The sequence below is a fragment of the Flavobacterium sp. WC2421 genome (genome assembly GCF_040822115.1).
GTDB lineage: Bacteria > Bacteroidota > Bacteroidia > Flavobacteriales > Flavobacteriaceae > Flavobacterium.
The window spans coordinates 1,668,914-1,684,432 of record NZ_CP162004.1; the positions used below are offsets into that span (position 1 = coordinate 1,668,914).

General features: G+C 29.2%; 15 protein-coding genes. All 15 read left to right on the top strand.

What is annotated here, in order from left to right; translation table 11 throughout:
* The first annotated feature begins 12 nt into the window (after positions 1–12).
* The 15 genes from AB3G33_RS07090 (at position 13) to AB3G33_RS07160 (ending at position 15,518) form a co-directional block, all read left to right on the top strand.
* Positions 13–1,209 (top strand): GNAT family N-acetyltransferase, encoded by a 1,197-nt coding sequence (locus AB3G33_RS07090; protein WP_367773678.1) that lies wholly within the window; start codon positions 13–15, stop codon positions 1,207–1,209.
* Between the two features lie 3 nt (positions 1,210–1,212).
* Positions 1,213–2,190 (top strand): glycosyltransferase, encoded by a 978-nt coding sequence (locus AB3G33_RS07095; RefSeq protein WP_367773681.1) that lies wholly within the window; start codon positions 1,213–1,215, stop codon positions 2,188–2,190.
* A gap of 155 nt (positions 2,191–2,345) precedes the next feature.
* The gene (locus AB3G33_RS07100) at positions 2,346–3,299 is read left to right on the top strand and encodes a glycosyltransferase family 2 protein (RefSeq protein WP_367773683.1); all 954 of its coding nucleotides are present in this window, start codon (positions 2,346–2,348) and stop codon (positions 3,297–3,299) included.
* Positions 3,293–4,288, top strand: a complete 996-nt coding sequence (locus AB3G33_RS07105; RefSeq protein ID WP_367773685.1) for a glycosyltransferase family 2 protein — start codon at positions 3,293–3,295, stop codon at positions 4,286–4,288. The genes AB3G33_RS07100 and AB3G33_RS07105 overlap by 7 nt, the downstream gene beginning before the upstream one ends.
* Before the next feature lie 16 nt (positions 4,289–4,304).
* On the top strand, positions 4,305–5,432 hold the full coding sequence (locus AB3G33_RS07110) for a glycosyltransferase family 4 protein (RefSeq protein ID WP_367773687.1): 1,128 nt from the start codon (positions 4,305–4,307) through the stop codon (positions 5,430–5,432).
* Positions 5,433–5,533: 101 nt separating this feature from the next.
* Positions 5,534–6,451, top strand: coding sequence for a glycosyltransferase family A protein (locus AB3G33_RS07115; RefSeq protein ID WP_367773689.1), 918 nt, complete (start codon positions 5,534–5,536; stop codon positions 6,449–6,451).
* Complete coding sequence (locus tag AB3G33_RS07120) at positions 6,435–7,388, top strand: glycosyltransferase family 2 protein (protein WP_367773692.1); 954 nt, start codon at positions 6,435–6,437, stop codon at positions 7,386–7,388. The genes AB3G33_RS07115 and AB3G33_RS07120 overlap by 17 nt, the downstream gene beginning before the upstream one ends.
* Complete coding sequence (locus AB3G33_RS07125) at positions 7,375–8,406, top strand: glycosyltransferase family 2 protein (RefSeq protein ID WP_367773695.1); 1,032 nt, start codon at positions 7,375–7,377, stop codon at positions 8,404–8,406. Before AB3G33_RS07120 ends, AB3G33_RS07125 begins: the two co-directional genes overlap by 14 nt.
* Positions 8,407–8,429: 23 nt before the next feature.
* Entirely contained in the window at positions 8,430–9,332 is a 903-nt protein-coding gene (locus tag AB3G33_RS07130) for a glycosyltransferase family 2 protein (protein WP_367773698.1), read from the top strand.
* Positions 9,333–9,340: 8 nt separating this feature from the next.
* Entirely contained in the window at positions 9,341–10,543 is a 1,203-nt protein-coding gene (locus AB3G33_RS07135; RefSeq protein WP_367773699.1) for a hypothetical protein, read from the top strand.
* 88 nt (positions 10,544–10,631) lie between these two features.
* Positions 10,632–12,041, top strand: a complete 1,410-nt coding sequence (locus tag AB3G33_RS07140) for a DUF6056 family protein (RefSeq protein ID WP_367773702.1) — start codon at positions 10,632–10,634, stop codon at positions 12,039–12,041.
* Positions 12,042–12,294: 253 nt separating this feature from the next.
* Positions 12,295–12,399, top strand: a complete 105-nt coding sequence (locus tag AB3G33_RS07145) for a glycoside hydrolase family 99-like domain-containing protein (RefSeq protein WP_367774109.1) — start codon at positions 12,295–12,297, stop codon at positions 12,397–12,399.
* A 3-nt stretch (positions 12,400–12,402) separates the two neighbouring features.
* Positions 12,403–13,440: a glycosyltransferase family A protein gene (locus tag AB3G33_RS07150; protein WP_367773704.1), complete on the top strand. Its 1,038-nt coding sequence runs from the start codon at positions 12,403–12,405 to the stop codon at positions 13,438–13,440.
* Positions 13,441–13,521: 81 nt separating this feature from the next.
* Positions 13,522–14,430 (top strand): glycosyltransferase family 2 protein, encoded by a 909-nt coding sequence (locus AB3G33_RS07155; protein WP_367773706.1) that lies wholly within the window; start codon positions 13,522–13,524, stop codon positions 14,428–14,430.
* A gap of 107 nt (positions 14,431–14,537) precedes the next feature.
* Positions 14,538–15,518 carry a Gfo/Idh/MocA family protein gene (locus tag AB3G33_RS07160; protein WP_367773708.1) on the top strand — a complete coding sequence of 327 codons (981 nt, stop codon included), beginning with the start codon at positions 14,538–14,540 and terminating at the stop codon, positions 15,516–15,518.
* The last annotated feature ends 1 nt before the right edge of the window (position 15,519 follow it).

The window sequence follows — 15,519 nt, forward strand, 5'->3', positions numbered from 1 at the left end:
TTTATAGAAGAAATGATTGTGATCGATTACAAAATTAAAAACGCATCTCAAAAAGATTTACATTTACATTTAGAAAAGTGTAATTATTTGTTTTTACCGCCATTAAGTGATAAAGTTAATCTTCAAGAATATTCTCAAAAAATTCATGAAAAATCGCAAACATTTGAAGCTTGGCATGAAAAAAAATTAGTTGGTTTTATTGCAGTTTATTTTAATGATAGTCAAGCTAAAAAAGGGTATATAACTAATGTGAGTGTACTAGAAAACTATAATAATAAAGGTATTGCAAGTCAATTGATTAAAATGACAAAAGAATATGCTCAAAATAATGATTTCACAAAGATTATATTAGAAGTGCATTCTAAAAATAATAATGTTATCGCATTATATAAAAAACACGATTTCGAAATAGAGCATGAAGAGAAAGAAGCTCTTTTTATGGAATTTAGAATTAAAAACAATAGTATGAATATTCAAAGAGATTATAACCAAGAACTAAAAGATACTGCAAACCATAAATATGCCTATAATTTTGATTTTGATGTCATGCATCCTTTTATGCTAAAATCCTTTATTCCTTTTTTTAAAGAAGGAAATCTTTTAGAATTGGGGAGTTTTAAAGGAGATTTTACCAGGAAATTTTTGCCTTATTTTGACGATATCACCTGTGTAGAAGCCTCTGATGATGCTGTAGCAATCGCTAAGGCTGAATTTGGAGATAAAGTTAAGGTAGTAAATTCGCTTTTTGAAACGGTAATGCTTCCAACAAAATATGATAATATAGTGCTAACCCATGTTTTAGAACATATTAATGATCCAATTGCCGTTTTAAAACGGATTAATGACGAATGGTTATCAGATAATGGACGTTTTTTTCTAGTTTGCCCAAATGCAAACGCTCCATCTCGTCAAATTGCTGTAAAAATGGGGTTAATCACTCACAATGCAGCTATAACGTCAGCGGAAGCAGAACATGGACATCATATTACTTATACTTTAGACACCTTGGAACGTGATGCTAAAGCTGCTGGTCTCAAAGTAGTATATCGATCAGGAATTTTCTTTAAAGCACTGGCTAATTTTCAATGGGACAGATTATTGCAAACAGATATTATTTCTAATGAATATCTTGAAGGTTGTTACCAATTGGGACAACACTATCCTGATTTATGCTCCAGTATTTTCTTAATGTGCGAAAAAGGGGAGTAATTTATGAAAACGCCACTACTTTCGGTATGTTTAATTACCTATAATCATGAAAATTACATTCGTCAGGCTATTGAAGGTGTCTTGATGCAGAAGGTAGACTTTGAATGGGAATTGATTATTGCTGAAGATTGTTCAACAGATACAACAAGAGCAATCGTATTAGAATATAAGGAAAAACATCCCCGTTTTATCAAGTTAATTTTGCAGGAAAAAAATGTTGGTCCCGCTAAAAATTTTTTAGATTTAATAGCGACTCCAAAATCAAAATACATTGCTTATTTTGAAGGAGATGATTATTGGATAGATCCCTTGAAACTTCAAAAACAAGTTGATATTCTCGAAGCAAATAAAAATATTGGTTTGGTTTATACTAACGTACAACATTTCGATCAAACTACTGGAGATTTTATTGAAATTGCTCCTAGATTTGCAAAAGAACCATTGGAAGTTATTCCTTTAATGTTAAAAAGTAAATTTATTGATCTCTCAGCCTCAGTATTTAGAACTGAGGTTTTATTTAATGTTATTGATGTTATTAGAGTTGAACTTGAAACCAAAGTAATTGGAGACACCAGAATTTTACTAGAATCGGTCTATCGATCTGAGATCTATTTTTTGAATGAAGTGACTACAGTGTATCGAATTGTAGAAGGTAGTGCAAGCCATCCAAAAGGAGTAGATAAATATATTTTGGCAATAAACGATTCTTATTTGTGTAGAAAAGAGTTTGTTAATAGAAATAATTTAAATACAAAGTGGCTGTCCCATACAATTTGTAATACGAATAGAGGTTTGATTAATCAAGCTTTTGTTGCTAAAAAATATTCAGATACCATTAAATTACTAAAAAATATTTTAATATTAGATACTTTTAAATATTGCAGTTTCACTGTTTTTGTTGAAAAAATAAAATTAAATATTTGGATAAAACTTATATTATCAATACTTGGTATTGGTTTTTTAAGACAAAAATTTAAATAACATCAAAATTAAAATAAGTCTTTGTGCGAATTTTTTTTGAGAAATAAATCCTTAATCGATATTTTAAAGTACCAAAGATTATTTTCTAAACACAGATAAAAGTGATTTTCAAAATTATGTAAATTGTGTTTTCGTATTAAATGACAAAGTAAATTATGAATACACCATTGCTTTCAGTATGTTTAATTACATATAATCATGAAAATTATATTCTTCAAGCTATAGAGGGAGTGTTGATGCAAGAAGTAGATTTTGAATGGGAATTAATTATTGCTGATGATTGTTCAACAGATAGAACAAGAGAGATTGTTTTAGAGTATAAGAGTAAATATCCCGATTTTATAAAATTAATTTTGCAAGAAAAAAATGTGGGACCTGCAAAAAATTGGATGGACTTGCTGGCAACACCACAATCAAAATATATTGCCTATTTTGAAGGAGATGACTATTGGACAGACCCACTAAAACTTCAAAAACAAGTTGATTTTTTGGATAATAATAATGAATATGTACTGTGCTTTCATCCAGTTGATATTTTAAAGACAAGTGGTATTGTAACAGAAGATTTTATAACGGAAGTTCCAAAAAATCATGAGGCGATTGAGGATCTTGCGCTTTTGGGTAATTATATTCATACTCCCTCAGTAGTTTTTAGAAATATAATTAAGCAGTTTCCCGTTGAGTTTATGTTGTCTCCTATTGGTGACTTTTTTTTATATATGTTACTTGCAGAAAGTGGTAGGTTTAAATATTTAGAAGAAAAAATGAGCGTCTATAGGGAAGGAGTTGGGATTTGGAGTAGTCGATCAGCTTATCTTAAAGATTTTAATACTGCCTATACCCATGCTTTGTTAGTTAGTACGTCTAAATTTTCTGATATGATTACAAATATATTACTAAGTAGAATTGCTTTATTTTTAGAAGCTTATGGTAATCAAATTGATTTTGAAAAATTATGTTTGCTAAATACTTGTCCTAAAGTAAATACTCTTATTTATACTTCTTTGTTGAAAGAAAGAGAAAATATTCGTTTAGAAACAATTAATATGAAAACTTCTAAACAACTCTTAACTGAATTATTAAAAAGAGGAAAAAAAAGGTTATGGTAGAAAAATTACCACTAGTTTCTATAATTGTTCCTAACTATAACCATGATAAATATTTGCAACAACGTTTAGATAGTGTTTTCAACCAAACCTATCTTAATTTTGAAGTTGTTTTATTAGATGATTGTAGTACCGATTCAAGTCAACAAATACTGTTAGAATATGCTAAAGATAATAAAGTTAGCCACTGTATTTTTAATGAAACCAATTCAGGAAATACATTTATACAATGGAATAAAGGAATTTCTTTAGCAAAAGGAGATTTTATTTGGATTGCTGAATCAGATGATTTATGTGAATTAAATTTTTTGGAAGAATTAATTCGACCATTAATTCAAGATGCTGAAATAGTATTGTCTTACTGTCAATCAAAGAGAATTGATGAGTTTAATGCTATTACTGGAGATTGGTTAAATCACACAGATAGTCTGGATAAAAATTTGTTTTTGAGTGATTTTACAATGGATGGCAACGATTTTGTAGAGCGGTTCTTGATATATAGAAATGTAATTCCTAATGCTAGTGGCGTTTTATTTAGAAAATCTGCAGCTTTTTCCATGGAGGTTTTGGAAACAGAAAACTTCTTAAAATATTGTGGTGATTGGTTATTTTATATGAAATTAATCACTAATAAAAAGGTCGCATTTTATAGTACTGCATTTAATTACTACCGGTACCATTCTCAAAGCGTTATCGCAATTGCACATAAGACGGGGAAGTTTTTAGCATATAATGGAGTCGATATCAATGTAAGAAAGAAAATGAAAGAATTTTTAGTATCTGAAAAACCTAGTAATTTAAAAGGTATTTTAAATATAAATAAGCAGATTTCTAATGACTTAAAATATGAAAGAGCATTTTATTTAATCAGAAATCAAGAAAAAATTAAAGGATTCCTTCTCTTAATTTCAATTTTGAAGGTATTTATTAGGGAATACAAATTCAGGAAAAATCTAGAATTGAGGTTGAATAAAATATTATCTAAAAATTAAATATAAGTTTGATAAATTGAAAAAAATACTATTTATATCAAATAATGCCACCAGAACAGGGGCACCTTATGTATTATTATTGTTCTTAAAATGGTTGAAAAAAGAAAACAAAAATATTGAGATTCACATTGTTTTCTTGGAAGGGGGGGATTTAAAGGATGATTTTAAGGAAGTAGCTACCGTTTGTTATAACTATAGTGATATATTGATTAAGAAGTCATTCTTCAATAGAGTATTTTCTTATTTGTTACAGAAAACAAATAAAAGGAAAACTAGGAAAAATAGGTATTTAAAAAACATTGCCAATCAGCAATATGATATCATTTATGCCAATACCATTGCCTCTGTTTCATTTGCTACATTTTTAAAAAAGCAGTGCACCAATAACCCAAAATTGATTGTGCACATTCATGAATTAAATACGGCAATTAAGGCATATTTACCTAATTTTAAAGAACACATTCCTCATATAGATTCCTTTATATCGGTATCTAAATTGGTTATGGAACATTTAAACACTGATTGGAAGGTAAATCCATTAAAAAATCATCTTGTTTATGCTTTTTCTGATAAGGAGGTTTTTAAGAAAGAAGACAATAGTAAGGTTTTCGAAGTAGGTGCATCGGGATTGGTTAATCCTAGAAAAGGAGACGATTTGTTTGTGCAAGTTGCTAATTATATAAAAACACGATACCCAAAAATAAAAATCAAATTTACCTGGGTAGGGCAAGTTTATAATGGACAAAGAATCAGTATAGAAGCCGATTTAGAAAAAGCAAATTTGACAGACACTGTTTTTTTTGTTGGAGAACAAAGTGCACCCGAAAATTATTATAAAAACTTTGATGTTTTTTTGATGACATCAAGAGAAGATCCTTTTCCGTTAGTTTGTATCGAAGTTGGGAAAATGGGAGTTCCTATTATTTGTTTTGAAAAAGCGACAGGAACAGCAGAAATTTTATTCGAGGGCGGTGGTTTTATCGTGCCTTACCTTGATGTTGTAACAATGGCTGAGAAACTGATTTTATATTATAATGACAGTATCTTGAGAAATAAGGATGGTGGTCTAAATAAGATTAATTTTTCAGAATTTACTTCTGATAATATGGCAAAAAAAATATTTAATTGTATAGAAAATGTTTAATGCTCTGTTGTGCAGAAAATAATGATTATAGATTATTTCATTGCTGTAAAATAGGATCAATAAAATTTTTAAAACCAATTAGTATCTAAATTTAATAAAAAATGTTGGCCATTGTAATTCCGTACTATAAACTTACTTTTTTTGAAGCTACTCTCGCCTCACTTGCTGATCAAACAGATAAACGGTTTCAAGTTTATATTGGCAATGATTCGAGTCCTGAAGATCCATTGCCTTTACTCTACCAATACAAAGAAAAAATAGATTTTAGGTATCTTAAATTTGAAAACAATTTGGGTGGCAAATCTCTTGTCAAGCAATGGGATCGTTGCTTAGCTATGACGGAAAAAGAGGAATGGATTATGCTACTCTGCGATGATGATACGCTGAGTGCTAATTGCATTGCTGATTTTTACAAATACTTACCTAAAATTGATGGTGCTGATTGTAATGTAATTCGTTTTGCAACAATAGTAAAACAAATGGAGCTGCAAAAAAAATCTGGTTTGTATGCCCATCCTGTACTTGAAAAATCAACGGATTTTATGTATAGACGAATGACTAATGCTACACGTAGCTCTTTGTCTGAATATGTTTTTAGAAAAAGTATGTATCTTCGCTATGGTTTTTTTGATTATAATTTGGCGTGGCATTCTGATGATAGAGCTTGGCTTGAGTTTTCGGAATTTAAATATATCTATTCCATAAATTCGGCTCACGTATGTTTTAGACTAAGTGATGAAAATATTTCAAGAAGTAACTTTAGGATTAAAGAAAAAAATCAATCTACTTTAGCCTTTTATAACTTTATTATATTTAAACATATTCTAAAATTTAAGCGGTTTCAACGAAAAGAACTCTTGCTGGTTTATGAACAATTTATTTATAAAATCAATAAAGTGAATTTTTATTTTTTTATTCGAGTTTTTACACTGTTGTTTATTAATTTATATTTTATTCAATCCATTAAATTTGTAAGACGACTTTTAATCCATTTAAATAAAAATGCTCACAGTACCTAAAATTGCTATTATTATCCCAGTATATAATAGGGAACATTTGCTATCCTATACTTTAGATAGTATCATTGAGCAATCTTTTACGGATTGGGAATGTATTCTTGTAGATGATCATAGCTCCGACGACTCTTTTGAAGTCATGGAATTATATAAAAAAAAAGACTCTCGTTTTAAAATCTACAAAAGGCCAAATGAATTAAGAAAAGGAGCTAATACGTGCCGTAATTTTGGATTTACAAAATCCATAGCCCCAATTGTAAAATGGTTTGATAGTGATGACATCATGCTCCCAGATCATTTAAACATTGCATATCAAACATTAATTGAAAATGATTTGGATTTTGTAGTTACAGATACTATAAATTTTGATCATCATTCTCATGAGCTTTTGGGGAAACCCTATACTTTTGATCGATCTAAAGAGAGTATCACTGCTGAAAACCTTGCGCATATAAGAATTGGCTGGATAACGGATGATTTTTTGGGTAGACGAAAAATTGTTGATTCTGTGAAGTTCAATGAAAATATTACTGATGGAGATGAGTATAATTTTTTTATAAAAGTATTGCAGAATGAGGTCAAAGGAGTATTTGTAAATCAAATTTTAACGCATAGAAGAATGCATATTGATTCCATTTCTTTCAAAAACAAACAAAATAATATCAATTACATGTCAATATTAGCTACTTTAAAATATCAAACAGCAAGTGATTTAATAGTCTATGATAATAAAGCACTCATCCGTTGGTTTTTATCAGGCTATATGCGTATTTCTTTTGATTTAGCTCTGACACGAACAACACTGCCCTACAAAAAGGAGGCTTTTAAACTAATTTGTAAATATCAATCTGTTAAAAAAGGGTGCTCTTTTTTAGTTGCACTATTTTTAGGCAGCCATTTTAAAAAAGGATACAATATTATGAAATATGCTAGAAAATAAATTAAAGAACGCTCCCCTTGTTTCAATTATCCTCCCTGTTTACAATGGGGAAAAATTCTTGGAAGAATCTATCGAAAGCTGCTTAAATCAATCGTATCAAAATATCGAATTAATTATAGTTTATGATATCTCAACGGATAATAGTTTAGAAATTATTAGAAACTATGCATCCAGAGATAGCAGAATCACAATTATCACTAATTTCAAAAAAAAAAACTTGCCAGAAGGTTTAAACATTGGTCATAACAAAGCTAAAGGAGAATTTTTAACCTGGACTAGCGATGATAATATATATGAAGTTAATGCTATTGAATTATTACTAAAAACTCTTTTAGAAGAGAACGTTGATATTGCATATGGAGACATGGAGATAATTGATCACAACGGACAAAAAGTTAGGGATTTCGTTTTTTTAGATTTTGAAAATATAATCTTTCGAAATTACATTGGGAACTGTTTTCTATACAAAAAAGATGTTTTTGAAAGAAATAAAGGGTACAATGAAAATTGTTTTTTGGTTGAAGATTATGATTTTTGGCTGAGGGCTATTTCACATAGTCGTTTTTATCAACTTAGAAAAAAATTGTATCAGTATAGAAAACATGATAGCAGTTTAACACATCAAATCGCTTTTAATGATGAAAAGAAAGAAATTTGGAATGAAAGTGTGATTAAAATGTATGATAGCTTTTCAAATGCATTTATGGAAAAGGATCATTTGATTATTAGGGAATTCTTATCCAAATCCTTAAACTATCAAAAAATGCCATTTGAATGGATTGTAAAAAATGAAAGGGTTATTAATTTATTCAAAAAAAACCTTTCTATGAATGGAAATTTTCAAAACAAAAATGCAATTGAAAAAATATTTTTAGATAAAATAATTTATATAATGACACTAGATCAGGGATTGCAAACCAATCTCTCTAAGTCTTTTTATATTGTAAAAAAACACGGTCTCTTTTTGGATAAAAAAGCAATCAAAACTTTAATTAAATATTCATTTTTTAAGAAATAATGTATCCAAAAGTATCCATAATAATGGCGACCTATAACAGGTCAGAATATATATTAGAATCGATACAATCGATCCAAGCACAAACCTATCAAGATTGGGAATGTCTTATTATTGATGATGGTGGGACTGATAATACTGCAGAAGTGTTAGCGCCTACCTTAAACGAAGATCCAAGGTTTCAATATCTTTTTAGGACTTCAAAGTATCAAAAAGGATTACCAGGAAGCAGAAATTATGGTTTAGATCTTGCAAAAGGAGATTATATCATTTTTTTTGATGATGATGATATTGCCCATCCACAAAACTTAGAGTTGTGTGTTCATGAATTATCAACTAAAGACATCACTTTTTGCAGATATATTAGGGTTGGTTTTACTGGCGATTTTGTTTATAATTATGATTACTCAAAAGAATATACTTCCTTTTATATCGATAGTAGTGATATCAATAAAATATTAAAAAACGAACTGCAATTTAACTCTTGTGCTGTGATGTGGACAAAGGAATGTTACGAAAATCATAGGTATACAGAGCACTTAAAGTACGCAGAAGAATGGGAAGTTTATGCACGCATCATAACTTTGGTAAAAAGAGGAATATCTATTAATAAAATTCTTTATTATGGAAGAAAACATAATGTTTCTGTTACCGGAGATTTTGGAAATAGAAATTTAAGCAGTTTAGCATCTTATACTGATGCTATTGAGTTGGTAATTGCCAATTTAAAAAACAAGAAAATGTTGTCCGCGGAGATAATCCGATATTTTATTCAAGTGTCTTTGCAATACAAAGAGTATAACTTGTTTGAAAGAATTATAAATACCTTAGCATTACCTAAATTAGAAGAATTGAAATGGAGAATATTTTATCTTCATTTACCATTGCGATTGTACTTTTATGGAATTTGGAAGAAAGTTAAAAAATAATATTTACAATGAACTTTTTAGTAATTGCACAAGATTTAAGAGTTTCAGGGACAAGCGAAGGGATTGTTTCGCGTTCCTTTATAGGGAAACTAAAAAAGGCATATCCTGATGCAGCGATAGACTTGCATTATTTTATGTCTTATTCCCATGAGTATAATCAAGAATTATTACCAGTAAATAGTATTTCTGAATATTTGATTAATAGAAAACCATCTTTAGTACTAAAAATTAGTAATGCGATTTATCGAAGGGTTTTTATAAAGTCTTTATATAAGTCTTTTGTAATTAATCAGTATAAAAAATATATTTCCAAGATAAAATATGAAGACTACGATTTGATTTTTGTTAGAAGTTCAGGCTTAGAATATGAAACTATTTTGGGATTGAAAAATCTACCTATTCTTTCCAAATCAATTATTAATTTTCATGATCCATATCCGTTTTTTTTTGATACGAGTTGTCCAAAGCCCTTAACAAAAAAACATCTTATAGATTTTTATGAAATGTATGGTATTGTAATAAAAACCTTCGCCTGCCTAACACCATCAAAACTACTTTCAAAAGATTTACAGCTTATTTATGGGAACCAAAAAAAGTTTTACACCGTACCACATCAATATGATAATTCGGTATTTGACTTGACTGATATGTCCCATGTTCGTAAAAAACAAAAGCCAATTTCGATTTCTTATCATGGAGGGTTGCATTATGGACGTAATATTGATATTTTAATTGATGCCTATGTTGACTTGATTTCCGCTAATAGTGATTTGTTTGAGCAAACAGAACTGGTGCTTCGTTTGAAAAGCTCGGATAACAAAAGAATAAAAGAAAAATATAAAAATTTTGATTCAGTACACGTTTTAGATGGATTGGACTTTTCCAATTCAGCTAATGAACAAATTTATGAAGCAGATATTGTGGTACTTTTAGAAAGTACTTTTGATTACAGTAATATATTACTAGGGAAGGCTCCTTTTGTAGCTTCTCTTGAAAAACCAGTATTAGCACTATTACCCGATTTTTGTGAATTGCGCAATATTATTAAAAATGAAAATTATATCGCCAAAAGTTACGATAAGGAAGATGTTACAAGTAAATTAGAAGCGCTTATTGTCAAAGCATTGGATACTAATGAGACTGTATTTCCTTTTGGAGATTACTTTAAGGACGATTTTTTTAAAAATAAATTAAAAGAAGTGTTGTTTTAATAAATACTAAGTTTAAAATAAAAAATCAATAGAGTTTTAAAGCTAAATGTTATGCTCTTAAATCCGATCACCTCCAACAAAACAGGATATGCAATTTAAAAATAAGATTATACAATTAATCCAAATCATAACATCTAAATTATTCAAAAGTGATAATTTTATAATTTCAATCGGAATTTTATCAATTTCACCATTTTTAGTCCTTTCATTTTTTGCAAATCCTACAGCTGACGATTTTGGTTATAATTGCAAAAGCCGAGACCTAGGGTTTTGGGATGCACAATTATTTTGGTACCATGAGTGGTCTGGCAGGTATTTTGCTACTGCAATTTTGAGTATTAAACCATTAGTTTCTGACTCTTTTTTACTGTATAAATTAGTTCCTATTTTATTATTAATATTACTAGTTCTAGCACTTTATTATCTAAGCTCATTATTATTAGTAAATCTAAAAAAGAGAGATTTCACTGTTTTTACTTTTTTTATATTGGTAATGTATTTAATGCAAATGCCATCAGTATCTGAAGGACTATATTGGTTGTCGGGTTCGGTTACTTATTTTTTTTCTAGTATTTTAACTTTGTTTTTTCTTAGTTTTTTAATAAAATTATTAGAAATCAACCAAAGAAAATATTTAATACTTTCAATAATAACTGTTTTTTTAATCATTGGCTTAAATGAAGCTTCAATGCTTTTAATTAACTACCTAATCGGAGTGGTTTTTGTTTTTAAATTAATTCAACAAAAAAAAATTAATTTCTCAATATTATTTTTATTAATATTTGCAGCTGTTTTTACCATTTTAGTAATTAAATCCCCGGGCAATGCAATAAGAGCTTCCGTTTTTCCAAATAAGAATCTTTTTTCTTATGCTGTTTATAAATCGATTTTAGCAGGCATAAGTTATGTAGGGATATGGTTGCCTTTTATAATTGTGCTCACTTTTATATTCTTTGACTATTTCGGTGAAAAAACTGAAATCAAAATTTCTAAAATTTTTAATGTAAATCCTATTATTGTGTTTCTTTTCGTTTTTAATATTCCTGTTATTGGTTTTTTTACAGGTTATTGGGGTACTGGACTAAACCCGCCTTCCAGAACTATTAACGTAATATATTTCTATTTTCTAATTGGATTGATTTACTTCATTTTGGGGGTGTTTTTTAAGTTAAAAGAAAGCAAGAAAAACTTTATAACTTATTCAAGAGGGGTTAAGTATTTACTGTTTATTATCATTTTTATTCAGTTCTGTCAAGAAAACAATATTAGAACTGCTTATTCAGATTTGTTTAGTGGAAAGGCATATAATTACAATAAGGAGTTGAAAAGTCGATATAAAATGATACAGAATAGTTCGATAGATACTTTAATTGTGCCAGTATTGATTTGTAAACCTAGAACTATCTATTTTGGAGATATAACAAATGATTCACAAGATTGGAGAAATCAAGTTTATAACTCTTACAATAAGTCAAAAACAATTATTTTAAAAGATTAAATAACAATTAATTATTATAAGAGATAAGTTATGGAATATATTTGCTGATATTCAAATAGTTGAAGCTAATGATTACATAGGTGTATCAAAAGGAATTAACTATTTTCCAAGCTGTGGTACAAATTGGGATCATAAGCTAAGGAGTGGAAACAAAGGGTAGGTAATTGTTGAAACTAAGACACAGTTGTTTTTTGAAAATGTAGGTAATTGTTCTAAAAAATTAAACGTACAAAAGTGAAAAAGAATAGTATTTATTAAAGTTTGGAATGAATGGGCAGAAGGGAATTATTTGTATCCTGATCAGAAAATTGAATTTGCGAATTTGATCAGATTAATAGTTTCAAAAATAATAATTTAATATATGCGAGTAGGTAATAATCCTCATAAAGACAAAACACAAGAACAAACGACCTTCCTTCATCAGGTAATTATTCCAGTTTATATACCTAATCAGGAAGGATATTTTAAAGACAGTTTAAAAATCCTTAAATTGTGCTTGCAATCGCTTTTGAAAACGATTCATAATAAAACTTACATTACGGTTATCAATAATGGGAGTGGTAAAATGGTTATTGAATATCTTGACAGCCTTTACAACAATGGAAAAATCCATGAATTGATTCATACAGAAAATATAGGAAAATTAAATGCTATTCTTAAAGGACTAGCAGGGAATAATATAGAACTGGTGACTATATCGGATGCTGATGTATTGTTTTTAGATAATTGGCAATTGGAAACTACAAAAGTTTTTAGGGCATTACCCAAAGCAGGGGTTGTGGGTATTGTTCCTCAATTTAATATGTTTAAAAATAAGTGCGGTACCGTTATTTTTGATAATTTGTTTAATAAAAAATTACAATTTATCCCAATAAAATCAACAGAAGGGTTAATTCGTTTTTATGATAGTATTGGTTGGGATAGAAGTTATAATGCTGATTATTTGAAATACAGTTTAGGCTTAGAAAAGAATAATACTACTGTTTTTGTAGGTTCGGGGCATTTTGTAGCGACTTATAAAAAGCAAATGTTTCAGGAAATAAAATCCTATTTGCATTTTAAATTAGGAGGGAATTCCGAAGAGTATCTCGACACCATGCCTTTGAAATATGATTATTGGAGGGTAACTACCTATGATAACTATGCCTTTCATATGGGGAATGTTTTTGAAGATTGGATGTCTGAAATCTCACATGATAGTAACAACAAGATTGCAATAGATTCCAATTTTGAACAAAATAAAATCGCTAACAGTTTAATTGTTGCTGTAAAGAATAAGGTGTTTTTTAAATTTTTAGGTAGTGCATTTATTTCTAGGCTATTTTATAGATGGAAAAAATTACCTACAACAATGATTAAAAATTATTCTACAATCGCGTTATCTCAGTATAAAAATTAAATATTTTTCTTAAATAAATATAGAATTTATAAAAAGTAAGAGTTGAAAAATTGGCTATTAAAAATAGTTTAATCTGTATTAATGAAAGAAAAAATATTTTCCATACTTATAAGTACCAAAAACAGATGTGAGGATCTCAGATTAACACTTGATAAATTAGAGTATTTGTTGATTCGGGAAGATGTGGAGTGCAGGGTCTATGATGATGGTTCGAATGACGGAACATTTGAATATGTTCAAAATAATTATCCCAATATCTTTTTGACAAGGAATGAGGTTACAAAAGGGTATTTGTATTGTAGGAACCAGTTGCTCAATCAAACAAAAACAATGTATGCCATTTCTCTTGATGATGATGCTCATTTTTTAACAAAAAATCCTTTAGAAAAAATACAAGATTATTTTGAATCCAATCCGGATTGCGGTTTGATTGCTTTCCGGATTTTTTGGGGGCTTACGGAGCCAATAAACACAGCTTCAATTGAGATTTCTCAGCGAGTTCAAAGTTTTGTGGGCTGTGCCCATGTTTGGAAAATGAAAGCATGGAACACTATACCCAATTACCCAGAATGGTTCGTTTTTTATGGAGAAGAAGATTTTGCTTCTTATCAGTTGTTTAAGAAAGATTGGGAAGTACACTATTTACCCGCAATAATAGTCAATCATAGAGTAGATTTGAAATCACGAAAAAATAATACGGATTATCATCTACGTTTGCGAAGTTCTTTACGTTCTGGATGGTTTTTGTGTTTTTTGTTTTACCCCAAACATCTAATTCCTCGAAAAGTGATGTATTCGATATGGATGCAAATACAACTGAAGGTTTTTAAAGGCGATTTCAAAGTGGTGAAGGTTATTATTTTAGCATTATCTGATTTGTTTTTTTCTATTCCACAAATATTAAAAAACAGCAATAGATTATCAGAGGATGAATATATTGCTTATCAAAAACTGGAAGCTGCCAAAATTTATTGGCAAGAAGAAGGCTAATTTTAATTAGACATAAAATAAAATTTAAAGTAGAATCTTAGTCTATATGAAAAGGAAATTCGATTATTTGTTTACTTTTACTTTAAATACCAAAAGCTTTCACATTAATGGATTTTATTTTAATAATTGGGTTGGGTTCCATTGGAGAAAGGCACTTAGAGAATCTCATTTATTTGGGTTATTCCAATATTATTATTGTTAGTAAATCTGGAAATATTCCTTCAAAATTTAGCAAATTTGTTGTTTATCAAGATTGCCAAAAAGCAATTACTGAGAATTCAATTTCGCATGGGTTTATTTGTACTCCTACATCCAATCACTTAGAAGATTTGACTATTTTATTGGAAAATAATGTTTCTAAGATCTACGTGGAAAAACCCATTAGTCATACTCTTTCTTATTTAGACGATATAGGTAGTTTGGCAGGAAAATGCAAAAGGCTTGTAGTTGGTTATGATTTACATTTTGACCCGGGTCTATTAAAAATCAAAGAGTTGCTAAATAAAAATCAATTAGGGAAGGTTTTTTCTATCAATGCCACTGTAGGGCAGTTTTTGCCAGACTGGAGACCTAATCAGGATTATTTGAAAGGGATGAGCGCTAAAATAGATAAAGGGGGTGGAGTACTATTGGATTTAGTTCACGAATTTGATTATTTACGTTGGCTAGTTGGAAAACCTAAGAACATTGCTTGTATTTTTCAAAACAACCCTAGTTTAGCAATAGAAACAGAAGATGTGGCTGATGTTTTGATCCATTTTGAAGGTAATGCATCAGGAACGATTCACTTAGACTATCATCAAAAAAAGTTAGTGCGAAACTGTATGCTTACCTGTGAAAAAGGAACTATTTTTTGGGATTTAACCAAGTCTGAAGTGAAAATTATTCGATACGATCAAGAAGACGAACTGTTTTCTTATGTTGGTTTCGAGAGAAATCAAAGGTATATTGATAGTGTTAGGGCATTTTTAGACGACTCAAAATATGATAATAGATTAACTAGTTTTGATGAAGCACTAGTTAGTTTAAAAATGGTTGTGGCTGCCAAAGAATCTTCAATTTCAAAACAATTCATCGCATTAAATTAAA

Bases quoted from the DNA above. Each gene is read 5' to 3' on its own strand.
- AB3G33_RS07100 (WP_367773683.1), top strand. From the start codon at position 2,346: ATGAATACACCATTGCTTTCAGTATGTTTAATTACATATAATCATGAA.
- AB3G33_RS07125 (WP_367773695.1), top strand. From the start codon at position 7,375: ATGCTAGAAAATAAATTAAAGAACGCTCCCCTTGTTTCAATTATCCTC.
- AB3G33_RS07090 (WP_367773678.1), top strand. From the start codon at position 13: ATGATTGTGATCGATTACAAAATTAAAAACGCATCTCAAAAAGATTTA.
- AB3G33_RS07095 (WP_367773681.1), top strand. From the start codon at position 1,213: ATGAAAACGCCACTACTTTCGGTATGTTTAATTACCTATAATCATGAA.
- AB3G33_RS07160 (WP_367773708.1), top strand. From the start codon at position 14,538: ATGGATTTTATTTTAATAATTGGGTTGGGTTCCATTGGAGAAAGGCAC.
- AB3G33_RS07155 (WP_367773706.1), top strand. From the start codon at position 13,522: ATGAAAGAAAAAATATTTTCCATACTTATAAGTACCAAAAACAGATGT.
- AB3G33_RS07140 (WP_367773702.1), top strand. From the start codon at position 10,632: ATGCAATTTAAAAATAAGATTATACAATTAATCCAAATCATAACATCT.
- AB3G33_RS07135 (WP_367773699.1), top strand. From the start codon at position 9,341: ATGAACTTTTTAGTAATTGCACAAGATTTAAGAGTTTCAGGGACAAGC.
- AB3G33_RS07130 (WP_367773698.1), top strand. From the start codon at position 8,430: ATGGCGACCTATAACAGGTCAGAATATATATTAGAATCGATACAATCG.
- AB3G33_RS07105 (WP_367773685.1), top strand. From the start codon at position 3,293: ATGGTAGAAAAATTACCACTAGTTTCTATAATTGTTCCTAACTATAAC.
- AB3G33_RS07115 (WP_367773689.1), top strand. From the start codon at position 5,534: ATGTTGGCCATTGTAATTCCGTACTATAAACTTACTTTTTTTGAAGCT.
- AB3G33_RS07150 (WP_367773704.1), top strand. From the start codon at position 12,403: ATGCGAGTAGGTAATAATCCTCATAAAGACAAAACACAAGAACAAACG.
- AB3G33_RS07120 (WP_367773692.1), top strand. From the start codon at position 6,435: ATGCTCACAGTACCTAAAATTGCTATTATTATCCCAGTATATAATAGG.